The organism is Campylobacter concisus (assembly GCF_002913225.1).
Lineage (GTDB): Bacteria > Campylobacterota > Campylobacteria > Campylobacterales > Campylobacteraceae > Campylobacter_A > Campylobacter_A concisus_J.
Genome location: NZ_PPAW01000013.1, coordinates 36,471 through 53,370 on the forward strand (window position 1 = coordinate 36,471; position 16,900 = coordinate 53,370).

The 16,900-nt window shown below is 39.7% G+C and carries 18 protein-coding genes and 1 tRNA gene; 7 read left to right on the forward strand and 12 right to left on the reverse strand.

Annotation, left to right across the window (positions count from 1 at the left end):
• Positions 1-500: 500 nt before the first annotated feature.
• Positions 501-983 (reverse strand): hypothetical protein, encoded by a 483-nt coding sequence (locus CYP26_RS02035; protein WP_103630184.1) that lies wholly within the window; start codon positions 981-983, stop codon positions 501-503.
• Between the two features lie 115 nt (positions 984-1,098).
• On the opposite strand from CYP26_RS02035, the gene CYP26_RS02040 reads away from it, so the two are divergent.
• The 3 genes from CYP26_RS02040 to CYP26_RS02050 are packed head-to-tail and all read left to right on the forward strand — an operon-like array spanning position 1,099 to position 4,342.
• Positions 1,099-2,262, forward strand: coding sequence for a cation:proton antiporter (locus CYP26_RS02040; RefSeq protein WP_021093279.1), 1,164 nt, complete (start codon positions 1,099-1,101; stop codon positions 2,260-2,262).
• 2 nt (positions 2,263-2,264) lie between these two features.
• Positions 2,265-3,542 carry a citrate synthase gene (locus CYP26_RS02045; protein WP_021093306.1) on the forward strand — a complete coding sequence of 426 codons (1,278 nt, stop codon included), beginning with the start codon at positions 2,265-2,267 and terminating at the stop codon, positions 3,540-3,542.
• Positions 3,539-4,342, forward strand: coding sequence for a 3'(2'),5'-bisphosphate nucleotidase CysQ family protein (locus CYP26_RS02050; protein WP_103630185.1), 804 nt, complete (start codon positions 3,539-3,541; stop codon positions 4,340-4,342). Before CYP26_RS02045 ends, CYP26_RS02050 begins: the two co-directional genes overlap by 4 nt.
• Positions 4,343-4,344: 2 nt before the next feature.
• Here the strand turns inward: CYP26_RS02050 and CYP26_RS02055 are convergent, their stop codons facing one another.
• Genes CYP26_RS02055 through CYP26_RS02090 form a run of 8 tightly spaced genes read right to left on the reverse strand, consistent with a single transcriptional unit; the run spans position 4,345 to position 10,370 of the window.
• Positions 4,345-4,809 carry a damage-inducible protein gene (locus CYP26_RS02055; protein ID WP_103630186.1) on the reverse strand — a complete coding sequence of 155 codons (465 nt, stop codon included), beginning with the start codon at positions 4,807-4,809 and terminating at the stop codon, positions 4,345-4,347.
• Position 4,810: 1 nt separating this feature from the next.
• A complete protein-coding gene (locus CYP26_RS02060) occupies positions 4,811-6,367 on the reverse strand; it encodes a class I SAM-dependent methyltransferase (protein ID WP_103630187.1) in 1,557 nt (518 codons plus the stop codon).
• 9 nt (positions 6,368-6,376) lie between these two features.
• Positions 6,377-6,874, reverse strand: coding sequence for a redoxin family protein (locus tag CYP26_RS02065; RefSeq protein ID WP_103630188.1), 498 nt, complete (start codon positions 6,872-6,874; stop codon positions 6,377-6,379).
• A 36-nt stretch (positions 6,875-6,910) separates the two neighbouring features.
• Positions 6,911-7,585, reverse strand: coding sequence for a molybdate ABC transporter permease subunit (modB, locus tag CYP26_RS02070; RefSeq protein ID WP_181000844.1), 675 nt, complete (start codon positions 7,583-7,585; stop codon positions 6,911-6,913).
• Positions 7,585-8,442, reverse strand: a complete 858-nt coding sequence (locus tag CYP26_RS02075) for a sulfate/molybdate ABC transporter ATP-binding protein (protein ID WP_103630189.1) — start codon at positions 8,440-8,442, stop codon at positions 7,585-7,587. Before CYP26_RS02075 ends, modB begins: the two co-directional genes overlap by 1 nt.
• A 2-nt stretch (positions 8,443-8,444) precedes the next feature.
• Positions 8,445-8,834: a TOBE domain-containing protein gene (locus CYP26_RS02080; protein ID WP_103630190.1), complete on the reverse strand. Its 390-nt coding sequence runs from the start codon at positions 8,832-8,834 to the stop codon at positions 8,445-8,447.
• Positions 8,831-9,586, reverse strand: a complete 756-nt coding sequence (gene modA, locus CYP26_RS02085) for a molybdate ABC transporter substrate-binding protein (RefSeq protein WP_103630191.1) — start codon at positions 9,584-9,586, stop codon at positions 8,831-8,833. The genes CYP26_RS02080 and modA overlap by 4 nt, the downstream gene beginning before the upstream one ends.
• Before the next feature lies 1 nt (position 9,587).
• Positions 9,588-10,370, reverse strand: coding sequence for a TOBE domain-containing protein (locus CYP26_RS02090; RefSeq protein ID WP_103630192.1), 783 nt, complete (start codon positions 10,368-10,370; stop codon positions 9,588-9,590).
• A 154-nt stretch (positions 10,371-10,524) separates the two neighbouring features.
• Between CYP26_RS02090 and CYP26_RS02095 the strand changes: the two genes are divergently transcribed.
• From CYP26_RS02095 to CYP26_RS02105, 3 genes are read left to right on the forward strand one after another with little or no spacing between them, the layout of a single operon-like run.
• Positions 10,525-11,241, forward strand: coding sequence for an MlaA family lipoprotein (locus CYP26_RS02095; RefSeq protein ID WP_103630193.1), 717 nt, complete (start codon positions 10,525-10,527; stop codon positions 11,239-11,241).
• Between the two features lie 2 nt (positions 11,242-11,243).
• Positions 11,244-11,846 carry an ABC transporter substrate-binding protein gene (locus tag CYP26_RS02100; RefSeq protein WP_103630194.1) on the forward strand — a complete coding sequence of 201 codons (603 nt, stop codon included), beginning with the start codon at positions 11,244-11,246 and terminating at the stop codon, positions 11,844-11,846.
• Positions 11,846-14,296, forward strand: a complete 2,451-nt coding sequence (locus CYP26_RS02105; protein WP_103630195.1) for an efflux RND transporter permease subunit — start codon at positions 11,846-11,848, stop codon at positions 14,294-14,296. Before CYP26_RS02100 ends, CYP26_RS02105 begins: the two co-directional genes overlap by 1 nt.
• Positions 14,297-14,298: 2 nt before the next feature.
• Here CYP26_RS02105 and CYP26_RS02110 read toward each other — a convergent pair whose 3' ends face one another.
• The gene (locus tag CYP26_RS02110) at positions 14,299-14,874 is read right to left on the reverse strand and encodes a BON domain-containing protein (protein ID WP_103620482.1); all 576 of its coding nucleotides are present in this window, start codon (positions 14,872-14,874) and stop codon (positions 14,299-14,301) included.
• Positions 14,875-14,949: 75 nt separating this feature from the next.
• On the opposite strand from CYP26_RS02110, the gene CYP26_RS10225 reads away from it, so the two are divergent.
• A tRNA-Sec gene (locus CYP26_RS10225) sits at positions 14,950-15,047 on the forward strand.
• A 122-nt stretch (positions 15,048-15,169) separates the two neighbouring features.
• Here the strand turns inward: CYP26_RS10225 and CYP26_RS02115 are convergent.
• Together CYP26_RS02115 and CYP26_RS02120 are read right to left on the reverse strand one after the other, a co-directional pair.
• Positions 15,170-15,511, reverse strand: a complete 342-nt coding sequence (locus CYP26_RS02115) for a hypothetical protein (protein ID WP_087581410.1) — start codon at positions 15,509-15,511, stop codon at positions 15,170-15,172.
• A 2-nt stretch (positions 15,512-15,513) separates the two neighbouring features.
• On the reverse strand, positions 15,514-16,836 hold the full coding sequence (locus CYP26_RS02120) for an NFACT RNA binding domain-containing protein (protein ID WP_103630196.1): 1,323 nt from the start codon (positions 16,834-16,836) through the stop codon (positions 15,514-15,516).
• Positions 16,837-16,900: the final 64 nt, after the last annotated feature.

Genomic DNA, 16,900 nt, shown 5'->3' on the forward strand with positions numbered 1-16,900 from the left:
TTAATCAAGCTGTCTTTGCAAATTTTAAAATTTACTTGACACTTATTTGACTTGAGAAAGCAAATTTACAAATTTTAAAATCTTACTCACTCGCCTTAGCAGACTACTAAATTTAGGGCTCATAGCCACTCGCCACTAAATTTAGAGCCGTGATATGCCAGCTCTAATTTTAAAATTTGACAGAGTTTTTCTAGAAAAACCGCATGTAGAGCGTTAGCACCATTGCATGCCACCTCTAACGTGCGAGGGGATTAGGGGATTTAAAAAGGGGGATAAGGGGACGGCTTCGTAATTCAAGTCCCCTTGTCTCCCTTTTGATAAATTTACATCTCAAAGCAAATTTTAAACTTTCATTCACTCGCAAGAATTGACTACTGATTTTAGGTCTCGCAAAGCTTGCCACTAAAATCAGAGCCGAAATTACTCGCTCATCAAATTTTAAAATTTTCTCAAATTTAACAAAACTGCATGCAGTTCAATGTGCCGCCACATACATCTCTCTACCTAGCTTCTATCTTTGGCATCTGCAGCATAAAATTTCTAGCTTCGCTTAAAAGCACTGGCTTAAGCGCATCTGCTGATGTTTGTGGGTCGTAAATTCTCTCATACGAAAGCATCAAAACTCCATCTTTTTTAAGTAAAAAGTGGATTATTTCTATATTTTTGCTCTTAGCCCCATCTTTTATGAAAGCTAAAATTTGATCATTTTCTTCGCTATAAAGCACATTTTTATCTTGCTTAAGAGCCTTTTTTAGCTCCTCTAGCTCGCTTTTTGTCTTAGCATCTTTGTCAAACTTTACTTTAAAAGCGGCAAAGTGCTCGTCCATATTTTCATTTTTTAAAAAGTAAAGGCTCTCGTTTTTAACCACTTGCTTCTTATAAAACGTGCTCCCATCAAATCTAAAACTCTCAACCAAGCTTAGCTCATCTGCCAAAGAAAAGAGACCAAAAAACAGCAAAACAAAAAGGCTAAATTTACGCATAAAATTTCACTCCAAATTTCTAAAATAGCCGTCATTTTGCCCAAATTTCGCTTAGCTTAATCAAAAAATAACAAAGCTTTTTATACAATCAGGCATTTTTATTTTAAGGATCTTTTTGCAGTTACACCAAGCAAGCGAGCTTAGCATCCTTGTCGTTTTGGCATTTATTGTCTTTGCTTCGCCTTATATTTCTAAAATTTTACGCATCCCAGTCGCGCCTGCTGAGATACTACTTGGAGCGGTTGCTGGCTACATCGGAGTTGTCGGCGAGAACGAGATGTTTAAGCTCATTAGCGAAGTTGGCTTTTTCTTTTTGATGTTTTTAGCTGGCATGGAGATCGACCTTAGGATGCTCATAAACATCGACCGTAAAATTTTGCGCCTTGGGCTCATCTACCTAGCGCTCATCTACGCTCTAGCCACAGCTTTGACGCTAGGACTTGAGCTAAGCCTACTTTACATCATCATCATCCCGATAATGGCCGTTGGCATGATATTTACGCTATTTAAGGAGTATGGCAAGCAACAAGAGTGGCTAAATTTAAGCATGCTAATAGCAACTATCGGCGAGCTTTTAAGCATCACGCTTCTAACTTTTACCGCTGCTTACTTGCAGTTTGGAGCGAGCATAAATTTATGGCTAACGATTGGCTATTTGATCCTATTTTTGGCTATCAGCGTGCTTAGTTTTAAAATTTTGGACGTGCTTTTTTGGTGGTATCCGGGTCTTAAAGTGGTGCTCATGCCGCACTACGACAAGGACGAGAAGGACATCAGGCTTTGCATCGCGGTATTTTTCACGATGATAGCTTTGATGCTCTATCTAAATTTAGAAGTCGCCTTTGGCGCGTTTATCGCAGGTATGTTTATTACGACATTTTTTGATCACAAAAAGGACTTGCCGCACAAGCTTTCAAGCTTTGGATTTGGCTTTTTGGTACCGATATTTTTCATCCATATAGGCTCGACCTTTAAGCTTTCAAGCCTAGGATCTAGCGAAGTGATAAAGGATGCTATTTTTATATTTTTAGCGATGCTTGGCACCAGAGTTATATCTAGTTTGCTCTTTTTGGGCAAGCTTGGCTTTAGGGGGATATTTTTATTTTCAGTTTCGCAGTCTATGCCGCTCACTCTTTTGATCGCAGTTGCTACTATCGCACACAAATCAGGCGAGATAAGTGACTATTCTTACTCATCTTTCATCCTAGCAAGCCTCGCACAAGCTATAATAGGAGCTATAATCATCAAAATTTTAATGCAATCAAAAAGCAAGGAGTAAAAATGTCATCAAATACAGCCACACTAATCGACAATCGAACTGGAAAAAGCTATGAATTTCCTATCCTAAAAGGCACGATGGGGCCAGACGTCATCGACATATCGACCTTCTTTAGCGACACTGGGATGTTTACCTTTGATCGGGGCTACACATCAACTGCGATGTGCCGCTCAGCCATAACCTACATCGACGGCCTAAAGGGCGAGCTCATGTATAGGGGCTACGACATCGCCTATCTGGCTGAAAATAAGACATTTTTAGACGTTGCCTACCTGCTTTTAAACAAAGAGCTACCAACTGGCGAGCAATATGCAAGCTTTAAAGATGAGCTTAAAAAAAGAAGCTTCATACATGAGGGCATGATGAAGCTATTTGATGCATTTCCAGACAAGGCGCACCCTATGGCGATCTTGCAAGCGGCAGTCTCTGCGCTAAGTGCCTTTTACTCAGACCACCTAAATATGGACAAGCCTGAAGAGTATCACGAAATGGCTATGAGGATAATCGCTAAAATCCCAACGATAGCGGCCTTTAGCTACCGCTACTCACGCGGTCTTCCTATCATATATCCAAATTTGGATCGTGGCTTTACTGAAAATTTCTTATATATGATGAGGGGCTATCCATACGAGCATGTCGATCTTAAACCTATCGAGATAAAGGCGCTTGACACGGTCTTTATGCTGCACGCAGACCACGAGCAAAACGCCTCAACGACTACCGTTAGGACCGTTGGCTCTACGCACGCGCACCCATACGCATGTATAAGTGCAGGTATCGGCGCACTTTGGGGTTGGGCTCATGGCGGAGCAAACGAGGGTGTCATCCGCCAGCTTGAAGAGATCGGCTCGGTTGCAAACGTCGATAAATACATCGCTAGAGCAAAGGATAAGAACGATCCATTTAGACTAATGGGCTTTGGTCACAGGGTCTATAAAAACTTCGACCCTCGCGCAAAGGTGCTTAAAAAGATGAGAGATCAGCTGATGGATGAGATCGGCATTAGCTCAGAGCTCATAAAGATCGCCAACCGCATCGAAGAGATCGCGCTAAATGACGACTACTTTGTAAGTAGAAATTTATATCCAAATGTTGATTTTCACTCAGGGCTCATCCTAAAAGCGCTTGGCATACCAAATAACATGTTTGCCGTCATTTTCGTCATCGGCAGGACGCCAGGCTGGATCAGCCAGTGGATCGAGCTAAAAGAGCAAGACACGATAAAGATCGTCCGTCCAAGACAGCTCTACGTCGGAGAGACAAACAGAACACCAAAATGAGCGAGCTTTTAAATTTAGCCATCAAGGCAGCCATCAGCGCTGGGGGTGAGATAATGAAATTTTACTCATCTAATAGCCAGGCGCTTAAAGTCTGCCTAAAAGATGACAGCTCGCCGCTAACTAGCGCTGATCTAGCGGCAAATGAGGTGATACTAAAAGAGCTAAGTAAAAGCGGGATAAAAATTTGCTCTGAAGAGAGTATCTTGCAAGATAGCGATAAAGATGAGTTTTGGCTAGTTGATCCCCTTGATGGCACGAAAGAATTTCTAGCTAGAAATGGTGAATTTTGCGTTTGTATAGCGCTTATAAAAGAGGCTAGACCGGTGCTTGGCGTCATTTTTATCCCAGTTAGCAAAGAGCTTTTTTATGCTGATGAAAACGGCGCTTTTAAAGAAATTTTAGGCGCTAATGATGAGGTCATAGAAAAACAAGATCTAAATGAAAAAGCTAAAAGCTTAAATAACTTCATCTTTTCAAGCAGAAGAGGCGAGACAAAAAAGGTTGAGCTCATAAGAGATAGTTTAAATTTAGAGCAAAAATGCATCGGATCTGCCATTAAATTTTGCCGTTTAGCCGAGCTTGGCGGGATATATGTGAGATTTAGCCCAAGCTATCTTTGGGACAATGCTGCAGGTGAGGCTGTGGTGAAATTTAGCGGTGGCAAGGTCTTAAACGCTAGCGACAGATGCGAGCCAAGCTACAAGCTAGCGGATCTAAAAAGCCCATTTTACGTAGCTTTTGGCAAAAATGCTTTGAGCTTAGAGGATGAAGTTTTTAAGCTTATAGAGCAGGGCAGATAAGGCTACTTGCACCTTATCTCACCACTCATCTTTAAAAATGCGCTCTCGTTTTGCTCTAAAAATTTATTTGCCGCTTCTAAATCCTGAAATTTATCTTTTAGTCTGATCACTAAAGTGCCGCATTTTAGCTCTCTGGCTCGCTCTAAACTAGCATCAAAGCTTTGCGTTAGATCATTTACGCTTTTTATCAAAAGATCGTTTTTGTCTAGCTCTTTTACGCTAAATTTAGCGTGTCTCTCAGCTCTTACTACGCCAAGATAGTTTGCGACTTTGGCGTTACTTATGTAGATGAAAACTCCCTCACGCAAGTTGCTGCTAAATGCCACTGCATCATCTTGTTCAAGTATCTTTGCAAGCTCTTCGCCGCCATAGTTTAGGCTGCTTTTAAGGTTTAGGTTTTTCACGCTTGGCTTGCTCGCACAACCTGCTAAAAATATACAAAATATAAGAGCAAAAGTTCTTTTCATTTTAAATTTCCTCAAGCAAATAGAGCATGCTAGCTATTCTTATAGTGCCTGCTACATAGCTCAATATATTTGATACAACCTTGTTTCTTTTTATCTCCTTGCCATTTGTTTCAAAAAACTTGACATCATTTTCTTTTATAAATTTTAAAGCTTTGGTTACAATATCTTCTAAGTTATTTTTACCATCAAGTAGCAAAAATATATAATAATCAACCAAATTCAGTTTTTCAGAAATACCAAATTTATTTGCAAAAACAATGTCTGTCTTATCTTTATGTTTTAAAAAATACTTAACATAATTTATCAAATTTGGATTTAGTCTTGAGTGATTTGGAGTATACTCTATATCTTTTAATGCGTCTCTTACAAGCATTACGTTTGCTGAGTTAGTTAAAATCCTTACAAAAGTGCTATAAACCAGAAGCTTATCTTCTGGCAAAATTTCTAAAATTTGAGAGAGATTTATGCTTGCTGGGAACATATTGTTAAAGACCTCGCAGAGCCAAGATATATCTTGAGGCATAAGAGCAAATTTATCATACCAGCCATCATCTTTTTTTATAAAGTCGGCTACTACATGAATTTTATTTATATCGCTTGGTCCTATTTGCTTTGTCTTAACTGCCTCAAAAGCATCTTTATGAACGATTAGACTCTGTCTAAAAAGTCTCATATTTAATGCATCAAAAAATTGCTCACTTTGTATACGATCAGTAAAGTGTGTATTTTTAAAATCATCCACAAGATCATTTCCAAAGTTGGGAGCAAAGATATCTTTAAGGTCACAATCGCAAAGATAAGCTAAGTCAAATTTATCTATTTTTTCGCAAAAGTCTTTAAAGTAAAATGGATCATTTATATCTTCTAAAAACTCATGTGCTACATAGAAGTCATCTTTGCTAAGAATATCATCTATCAAATTAATAAGCGATTTAACTGGCATAGCTCTTTCAAATTTTTCATTATCTCTTGTTAGCAAGACCTCTTTATATACTAAAAGAGCCTCTTTAGCGGCCTTTAGCCTCTCTTCTATGCTATCTTTGTCCTTCGCAGCAAGTAGCATGATATCTCTTATAATATCCTTTACTTTCCAGCCTGGATATGTGTTGTAAGATATAAACGCCACGCCGTTTTGGCTTAAATTTTCTCTTACAACCCTTAGTATCGCATCTTTTACAAAGTCAGGCACCCAGCTAAATACACCGTGAGCAATGATGTAGTCAAATTTCTCATCACTTTTAAACTCGCAGATATCGCCGTGGATTAGCTCTAAATTTTGTAGTCCTATCTCTTTTGCAATCTCTTTTCCGCGCCTTATTTGCTCGCCGCTAAGGTCGATGCCAACTACTCTTGCGTTCTCGTTATTTACGGCAAATGGGATCAAATTTCCGCCAAAGCTGCACCCTATCTCCAAAACTTTCGCGGTTTTGCAAGGAGGTGGGTTGATACCAAGAAGCGTAGCGCAAGCCTCTAGTTTATAAGGTGAGCTTTGCGCAAATGCTGCTGATTTGTAAGTTAGTTCATCATAAGATTTTTCTATTTTGCTATTTTGGCTCATTTTACCCTCCTAGTAGTCTTGATTTTGCAATTTTTCTAGCATATTTTTAGCGTCATTTTCAGGCTCATCAACGATATATGCGCGCCTTATATTGCCACCTTTTATGATAAGCGTTTGACGAAAGTAAAATTTATGCCCATTTGAAGCTGCAAATACCGGAAGCTCAAGCGCGCGCTCTAGCATAAACTCGCTATCATTTAAAAACATCACGCCGGTTGCAGTCTCTTCTTCAAATTTCTTTTGAGCCGCGATATCTTGGGAGCCAATAGCTACTACCATAAATCCAAGATCGTTAAATTCTTTAAGAAGTTTTTTATAGTTTATCGCTTGTTTTGTGCAGCCTTTCATACCCGCAGTATTTTGTAGCTGTTCGCTTAAAAGCTCAAAATCCTCGCCTATCTTTGGGTAGATAAAAACCACGCAGTCATGGCTCCTTGCAAAGGCAGAAAAGTCAAATTCTTTGTCGTCTAAAGTCCTTAGATAGATGCTTGTGGGCACTTTTATCATCTTTCATCCTTTAAAATTTTTATCTATTATATATCTTTAAGCTTTTTTTGAATTTAAGAGATAGACGACAAAAAGAACAAAAAAGCTAATTATTAGCATCAAAAGGGCATAGATGTGAGCTTTGGTATAGTCAAGCATCTCAACTGCCTCAAATATCGCGATACTAGCGACCTTGCTCTCGCCAGCCACGCTGCCACCTATCATCAAAACCACGCCAAATTCGCCCATCGTATGAGCAAAACTAACGACGATTGCGGTTAGTAAATTTGACCTGATACTTGGCAAGATCACTCTAAAAATGGTCGTGAGCTTGCTTTTACCAAGGCTGTAGCTCGCCTCAAAAAGGCTCTTTTTTAGGCTATTTAGCCCAGCATAAATGGGCCCAAACATAAATGGCAGCGAGTAGATGCAGCTTGCCACAACAAGGCCAGTGAAGTTAAAAACTAGTCTCACGCCAAAGAGTTCTTCGATAAATTTACCAAAAAATGAGTAAGGCGAGAGAAAAATAAGCAGATAAAAGCCAAGAACGCTTGGCGGCAGCACCAAAGGCAGCGAGATAACGGACTCTAAAAATGCCTTGCCAAAAAATTTCTTTTGCGACATAAAGTAAGCCAGCGCAACGCAGAAAAAAAACAAAATAAATGTCGTGATAAAAGAGAGTTTTAGAGATAGCCAAAATGGCTCGTAGTCGATAGATAGCAGCTCGCTCATCATGCTTTTACCAAATTTACGCCAAAGGCTTTTGTGCTAACCACGACCGTGTCGCCAGCTCTTAGTCCACTAGCTTCTGCGCTACTTAGCACGACCTCGCAAATTTGGCGATTTATCAGCACACTTGCCACAAAAATGGCGTCACACTTTTTGATCTCTAAAATTTTAGCGTTAAATGCAAATTTCTGTGATCCTGCACTTTTTAAAAATATCTCACTTGCACTGCCAGATCTTGAAATTTTGCCATTTTCAAGGACAAAAACCTTGCTACAAAGCTTGTAAATTTCAGCTATGTCGTGACTTACTAAAATAACACTCATCTTAAACTCATCGTGAAGCGCTAGTAAATAATCCTGCAACTTCTCGCGCATGGCGTTATCTAGGGCACTTAGTGGCTCATCTAGCAGTAAAATTTCTGGCTTTCTCATCACCGCACGAGCGAGTGCCACGCGCTGCTTTTGACCGCCTGAGAGCTCGCCTATCTTGGCGTTTTTTAGGCTCTTTAGCTCGCAAATTTCAAGTAGTTTGTTCGCTAAATTTTCATCATTATTTGCAAAGAGTAAATTTTTAAAGACGTTCATATTTTCAAAAAGGGCGTAGTCTTGAAACAAAAAGCCGATGTTTCGCTTTTGCGGGGCTAAATTTGTATTTTCATCAAAAAAGATCTTATCTCCAACCTTTATCACGCCACTTTGTGGGGCTTCAAAACCAGCGATAAGCCGTAGTATCGTCGTTTTGCCTCCGCCACTTGCTCCATAAAGTGCGACAAACTCGCCACCTTCAAAGGCAAGCTCAGCCTCAAGCATAAATTTACCGCTACCGCCATTTAGCTCTTTTTTGCAAGAAATTTCTATCATTTTTAAGCGCTTACGTGGATACTTGTTGATTTAACGTAGGCAAATACCTGCTCGCCTATCACTAAATTTAGCCCTTTTAAGGCGTGATCTGAGATGATCGCTTCAAAGCAAAGCTGCTCACACTTTAGGCTAACTATGCTTAAAATTTCGCCGCGAGTTATGCCAGCAACCTCGCATTTTAGCTCATTTTCAAGAGAGCTAGCTTGAAGCTTGACCTTTGATAAAACGACGTCTGAGCTTTTGAAATTTAAGCTCACCTCATCATTTAGAGCAAATTTGCTAGCCTCATTTAAAGCTAGCATATATAAATTTGTCCCTAAATTTAGGCACTCAAGCTCAAAAAAGCTGACGCCATCTTTAGAAGAAATTTGAGCGATCTTTGCTTTTATCATTTAGCTGGGACGTTGTAGCCAAATTTCTTGAAAATTTCTCTTGCTTTATCACCCAAGATAAACTCATAAAATGCCTTCGCATCAGCGTTATTTTCAGCACGTTTTAAGAGCACGATGCCTTGATCGATCGGAGTGTAGAGCTTTTGAGGCACGAAGATGTAGTTAGTGCCCTCTTTGTATTTTGCCATTTTCTCGCTAAAAAGCGCACTAGCAGCGATAAATCCAACGTCTGAAGCGCTTAATGCTTGAGATAGCGTCTCAGAAATTTTTTGAGCATAGACGATGTTTTTCTCTACTTCATCATAAATTTTTGCATTTTTAAGAGCTTCGATGCTAGCCTTGCCGTAAGGTGCGGTCTCTGGGTTTGCTATTGAGATAGCTTTTAGGCCGCGAACCACTTCTATGCCTTTTTTAAAATCCACGCCTCTTATAGAAAAGATCGCCAAAGCGCCTTGTGCATAAACTTTTGGAGCAGCTACTGCAAAGCCTGTGTCGTAGGCCTTTTGCGCAAAGCCCATATCAGCAGCCATGAAGATATCAGCTGGGGCCTGGTTTTGTATCTGCGTGACAAGGCCGCCGCTTGCGCCAAGAGTTAGGTTGATCTTAGCGTCTGGATGAAGCTTGTTAAACTCTTTTATAAGCTCGGGAAACGCATAGGTCGTGTTTGCTGCGGCATAGACATTTACGTCAGCGCCAAAGGCGTTTATAGCTAGCAACGCCGCTGCACATAAAAATTTAAAAACCCTTTTCATTTTATACTCCTATTATGATTTGAGATGATTTTACTATGGCTAAAAGTGTGTCGCCAACGCCTATTTGCATATCCATCGCGCTATCTTTTGTGATGATGGCAGTGAGCGTCTGCTCGTCGCTTAGCTTTAGCGTGATCTCAGCATTTACAGCGCCTATTTTTGCCTCGATGACCTCGCCTTTTAGCTGATTTTTAGTGCTTATTTTTAGATCAAGATCTTTTGCGAGAATGACTGCTGGGGCTTTAAAGATGAAAACTACCTTTTGACCCACTTTTAGGCCTAAATTTTTCTCGCTCTCAACTGTTATGGTGGCTTCAAGCGTGTTACCGTTACTTAGTTTTGCAACGATCTCAGAATTTACAGCGCCTCTATTTATACTAATGATCTCGCATGAGAGCTGGTTTCTGGCGCTTAAATTCATACTCATCCTTTGAAGGTTTATGATATCAACATCTTCAAAATCAACCTTTTGGCAAATTTTTTGCAAAAAATCCTTTTGCGTCTCAAGGATGGCGTCATAAATTTTTATCAGTTTTTTGGCGTATGGGCTAAGCTCTGAGCCGCTATTTTTCTTGTTGCCATCGGCTCTTACGATTAGCGGTTTGCTACTTTTGTTATTTATGGTATCCAGGCAGTCCCAAGCGTTTTTGTATGATATGCCGACAACCTCAGCTGCTTTTGTGATACTTTTTGTCTCTTTTATCGCCTTAAGTAACGCTATATGCTTTGCTAAAACCTGCGTATCTTCGCCTAGAAATAGCTCTAAATTTATATCTGCTTTCAAAATTTTAACCTCTAAATATATAATAATAATTTGCAAAGTATATCTAATTATATTAATACAAAAACTTAAAATTACAAATTTTCTTTAACTTTTTGTAAAGTTTCAAGAAGATAAAATCAAGCTGTATTTTATAAATAAATTTTAAGGTTTTAAGATGAAATTTTTGCTAGCTATCTTTTGTAGCCTGCTTTTAGCCTGTGCCAGCGCCGACATAAACACGACTAACGGCAATGAAAATGATGACTTTGATGTTGAATTTGAAGCAAAAAAAGATGTATTTGACCCGCTTAGTGGCTACAACCGAGTGATGACAAATGTAAATGACTTTATCTACATAAACATGCTAACTCCAGTAGCAAAAGGCTACGCTTATGTCGTGCCAGCCACAGCTAGAACGATGGTTGCAAATTTCTTTGACAACCTACTTTTTCCAGTGCGCTTTGTAAATAACCTGCTTCAGTTTAAATTTCAAAACGCAGGTGAAGAGACTTTGCGTTTTTTAGCAAACACGATAATTGGCTTTGGAGGGCTAACAGACGGGGCAAAATACTATGATCTAAAGGCTCACAACGAGGACTTTGGACAGACCCTTGGATACTGGGGGCTTGGAAGCGGCTTTCACATCGTTTGGCCACTTATCGGACCATCAAATTTAAGAGATACGGGAGGCCTAGTTGGCGACTATTTTGCTGATCCTATCAGTTACGTTGATCCTAGGCTTTTATCGCTTGGTATCAAATCTTATAGAGCATTTAACAGCTTTTCACAAGATCCAACTGCTTATGAAAAACTAAGAAAAGACGCGATCGATCTATATCCATTTTTACGCGATGCTTACGAGCAAAGACGCGATAAACTTATCAAGGAGTAAGTATGAAAATTTTAAAAGCTCTTGCAGCGATTTTACTTTTAGCAACTAGCCTTTTTGCTATGTCAAAAGAGCAGATAAAGCCTGAGATAGAGGCAAAAACTGCTAAAGTGATTGAAGTTTTAAAAAATACAAATTTAGATGACAAGGCAAAGACAAAAGAGATATTTGCTCTGCTTGATCCATTTTTTGACTACAAACAAATGGCAAAGATCAGCCTTGGCAAGCGCTACAACAGCCTAAGTGCCAACGAGCAAGCTAAATTTGACGCTGCTTTTGAGCAAAAGCTAAAAAGCTCATACATCGACAAGCTTTTAGGCTACAAAGACCAACAGATCCACATCACTGGAGAGAGTGAGCCACAAAAAAATAGATACTGGGTCACATCTGAGCTAGTAAATGACGGCAAAAGCTATGAATTTGTCTATAAATTTTACGACGCAAAGGAGCGCGGCTGGCTCATTTACGACCTTGATATCGTTGGCGTGAGCATCATCCAAACTTATAGAAGCCAGTTTGGCGACGTGCTAAACAATGGCGATTTTAATACGCTTTTACAAAAACTAAACGAAGCTGTTTTGCCTGATCAAAATAAAACTAATCCTTAATGCGACAAATTTTTAAATTTATCATTGCCAAAAACAAGCTTGTTATCTCGCTTGTCCTGCTTTTAAGTGTTGTTTTTGGCTGCCTTAGCACAAGACTAAGCATCGACGCTTCAGCTGAGACCTTGCTACTTGAACACGACCCTGATCTAAAAGCCTATAGACAGATAGCAAAACGTTACGACTCGCCAGGGCTTTTGGTGGTCGCTTTTACCCCAAAAGATGATCTTTTTTCACCTAAAAATTTAGAGCTTATTAAAAATTTAAGCGACGAGCTAGCCAAAAACGATATGGTCAGCAGCGTCATTTCTATCTTAAATGTACCGCTTCTAAATAGCGTAAAAGGCGGCGTGACTGGCATCTTAGAGCATACGCCAACGCTAAGCGATAAAGATATAAATATCTCAAAAGCAAAGCTTGAGTTTGCAAAAAGTCCCATTTATAGTGGAAATTTGATAAGCAAAGATCTAAAAACCATAGCGATCGCGCTAAATTTAAAGCAAGATGAGAAATTTAACGAGCTTTTAAATGAGCGAAATTTGCTTAGCAAAAAAGAGTCAAACGGCACTATCACGCAGGCGGAGAAGCTTAAATTTAAAGCGCTTGTGGCTGAGTTTAAAGCTTACCGAGATGAGCTTAGAAAGAGCGATCACAAAAACCTTGAAGCCATAAAGGCAGCTATCGCTAAATTTAACGCAAATGATGAGCTATTTTTGGGCGGCGCAAATATGATCGCTGATGATATGATAGGCTTTATAAAGAGCGATCTTTTGGTTTACGGCCTAAGCGTTCTAGCGCTTCTTAGCTTTAGTTTGTGGCTATTTTTTAGGCAGCCAAGATGGATCGTCTTACCGATGTTTATCTGCGCGGTAAGTGCCATTTTTACAACTGGAATTTTTGGTATGTTTGGCTGGGAAGTGACGGTCATTAGTTCAAACTACATCGCACTTCAGCTAATTATCACCATCTCAACAGTCATCCACCTAGTCGTAAGCTACCGAGAATTTTATGTAAAACACCCGAAATACAGCCAAAATCAGCTCATCTATATGACACTACGTGATAAATTTTCTCCATCTTTTTGGGCGATATTTACGACAGTCATTGGCTTTAGCTCACTAATGAGTGCCGATATAAAGCCAGTTATCATGCTTGGCATTATGATGAGTGCTGGCATTAGCGTTTCACTCGTGCTTGCATTTTTGCTATTTGGCTCGGTAAATGCAAATTTAAAGAAGCTTGCCCCTGTTAGGACATTTGAAAACAGCTTTAAATTTACAAAATACTGCGCAAATTTAGCCCTAAACTCAAGAAAGATCATCTACGCAGTTTGCGTGCTTGTTGTCTGCTTTGGCGTTTATGGCATCAGTAAGATAAAGGTCGAAAACAGCTTCATTGGCTACTTTAAAGAGAGCACGCAGATCCGCCAAGGCATGCAGGTCATCGACACAAAGCTTGGTGGCACGATCCCAGTTGATGTAATAGTTAAATTTAAAGAGAGCGAGCCAAAACAAGAAAAAAGTGATGAGAAAGATGACTTTGAAAGTGAGTTTGAGAACGACGCAAAGAGCGCAAAATACTGGTTTAACAGCTACCACACAAGGATCGCAGAGAAGATCCACGACCATTTGACGCAGCAGAAATTTGTAGGCAACGTAAGCTCGCTTGCAACGCTCATAAAGGCGATAAAAGAGCTAAATAACGGCGTTAGTGATGATTTTTTGCTTGCTGCTATGTATGAAAAGCTACCACTTGAGTATAAAAACATCTTGCTAAGCCCTTATGTGAGCGTCGAAAATGACGAGCTTAGATTTAGTTTAAGGATCATCGATAGCGACTCTGAGCTTAGACGAAATGAGTTTTTAAAAGAGCTTAGAGCTGGGCTTGCCAAGCTTACCAAAAATGACAACGTGAGCATAGAAGTGGCCGGTATGATGGTGCTTTACAACAACATGCTTCAAAATTTACTTAGCTCGCAGGTTGATACATTTGGACTAACGGTTGCGATACTTTTTGTCATATTTTGTTTTGTTTTTAGAAGCATTAAACTTGCAACCATCGCAATAGTTTCAAATTTGATCCCACTTTGCACGCTCTTTGGCGTGATGGGATTTTTTGGCATACCGCTTGATGTGATGAGCATTACGATAGCGGCCATTAGTATAGGTATCGGCGTTGATGATATCATCCACTACATCCACCGCTTCAAAGAGGAGCTGCTTACAAAGGACGTTTTTGAGAGCATCAAGGCTGCGCACGCGAGCATAGGATACGCGATGTATTACACTTCATTTACCATTTTTCTTGGATTTAGCGTGATGATAACGAGCAACTTTATACCGACTATTTATTTTGGCTTGCTAACCGATCTTGTTATGGTCTTTATGCTGCTTGGAGCGCTCATCATCTTGCCAAGTCTGATAGCTAGTTTTGTGAAAAAGCGCGAGGTATAAATTTATTTGATAACTTTGATAAACGAATAGACATCAGCCACGCCATCAATGTGCTTAGCGTACCAAATGGCGTGCTTTTCTTGCTCGATGCTATCTACCACGCCACTAAAAACAACGTCACAGCCAACGATGCTAACACGCACATTTGTGCCCTCAACGACGCTATCTTTGAAGAGATTTTGTTTTAAATTTGCAAGAATGCTCAGGCTATCGCACGGATACTCGCTCTTTTTTACCCTAAGATAGGTGTAAATTTTGCGCACTCCGTCCGTGCTTTTGGCAAGCTCAACTAGCTTACCTTCAAGCTCTTTGCTATCAACAAGCCCAATGAGATAGGCATCGCCGTAAAAGACCTCTATCTCGATGTCGATGTTGCTAAGCCCTTTTGAAAACAAAATTTTGCTTTGTAGCTTGCTTTGGATAAATTTATCACGTGAGATCGAGTAGATACCGCGTTTATCGCGAGAAATAGAGTATGCGTCATATACGTTTAGTGGCGCTGTTGCTGGAGTGAGGACTGAGGAGCAAGAGCAAAAAAATAAGAGAAAAAATGCAAAAACGCTAAATTTAGAAATCATAAATCCTTTTGTAATTTCAAAAAGTTTATAGAAAATGGGCTAAAATTTATCTAAATCTGCTAAAATAACGCGCACGGAGGATAAAGTAATCTGGTGATGCTCACGGGCTTCAAACCCGATGACTGGGCGGTTGACCGTCTGGTGGGGAGTTCGATTCTCTCATCCTCTCGCCACTTTTACTTCTTTTAAATTTCTACTTTTTAAATGATCTTTTTTTGATTTTAAGGCGCAGTTAGCTAGTAAAATTTCAAAAACAAAGGTTGCAAATTTAAACAATTATCTTTAAATTTAAAGTTTAAATTTTTATATCCAAAACGTGCGGTTCTTCGCTCTCTTCTTCGCTATCAAGCTCGTCTTCTAAGACCTCTTCATCTTTGGCTTTTGCGTTTTGCTCTTCGTTCTCAAACTCGCTCGCCTCTTCTTCGCTCTTTTGACGCTCGTGCTCTTTTTCAGGGTCTATTTTGTATGACTCCTCCATCGGACGCACCTCTTTGATCTCCTCATTTTGCTGGGTAGCTAGCTCAGATGCCATTAGCGCTTGCATGTCAAAGCGTGCCTGTTGGTTTGCATGCACCTGCGAGACGACTGGGGCGTTTTGGTTGATGAAGTTGCTGTTTCCTAAAGGTGTTACCGCCATTTTTAGCCTTTATTTATGATGATCGTTTTGTAGTTTGTGTAAGTGACGTTCGCGCCATTTTCACGCCTTAAATTTTCGCGTTTGGTGTAATCCACCTCGTATCTGCCAGCCCCTTTTACGCTAAATTCCACGCAAAATTTAGCAGCCATTTCTAGCACATCTTCTGGCACTTTGCTCTTGTTTGTTTTTATGATGACGTGAGCGCTTGGGGCGTCTTTTAGATGAAGCCAGATGTCGTCTTTTTTGGCGAGATCAAGTAAATTTATATTACCTTTTTCGTTTCTGCCAATTAGAATTTTAAACTCTCTAACGTAAAAAATTTCAGCATTTTCACTCACATCTTTTATCTGGCGCTCTCTTTGTTTTGCCTTGTTTTTTGGACTTAAAATTTCAAGCTCGTAAGCGCTATTTGCCTCTTTTAAAAGTGACTTTAGCCCTTCTAAAAACTCGATCTTTTCGCTTAAATTTCTCTTTTCTATCTCCACACCAAGGGCTTTTGCGCGAAGTTTTTTTGATCTTGCATAAAATTCATTTGCGCTATTTTTTGGCGTATCACTAAGAGTTAGTTTTATCTCATTGCTGTCAAAATCATTAAGACAAATTTCTCTCTCATAGCCCTTAAAATTTGCCAAATTTGCAAGCAAAAGCGTGCCGTAGTTTGAAAACTCCTCGCTCTTTTTCATAAGCTCATCTTTATCTTCAAGCGAGTTTAAAATTTCCCTCATGCTATCTATCTTTTTTTGCACGCTAGCAAGCTTTGCCTCTTTTAGGCTAGCTATCCTTGCTTCATTTATCCTAGTGGCTTCACTTTTAAAAAACTCATCAAATTCCGTTATAGGCTCGCACGGCTTTTCTTTTATGGCGATGGCTGGAAGTTCTTTTAAAACCTCGCCAGTTTCTATCTTGCGGTAGCTATTATCGATATGTCTTAGCGCCTCGATGATGATGTTGTTTTCATCAGTTATCACAGCGTTTGTAAAGCGGCCAGTAAATTCAAGATAGAGGATGAAATTTTCGCTTTTATATGAGCCACTTTGCGTGCAAGTAAATTTTAAAATTCTATTGTCTTTTAGGCACTCGACGCTTTTTATATGCGAGGCATTAAAGCGCTTTTTTAGGACGTTATCAAAGGGTGCTTGATAAATTTTCGCCTCTTTTAGCTCGTCATCTTTATAGATCGCTGAGTTTGACTTATTTAGATCAAAAATGATCTTTTCACCGCTAAATTCGATAAGTATAGCCATGTCGCTTACGCGCTTTGCTTGGCTTATCTTTTTAAATTTTGATAGATAACTTGCTATTTGAACTAAATGTGCGTACTTCATGCGGGGATTATATCAGAAATGTTGCAAAAATGTTTTAACAAAGAGTCCTAGCTGGTTTGCTAGG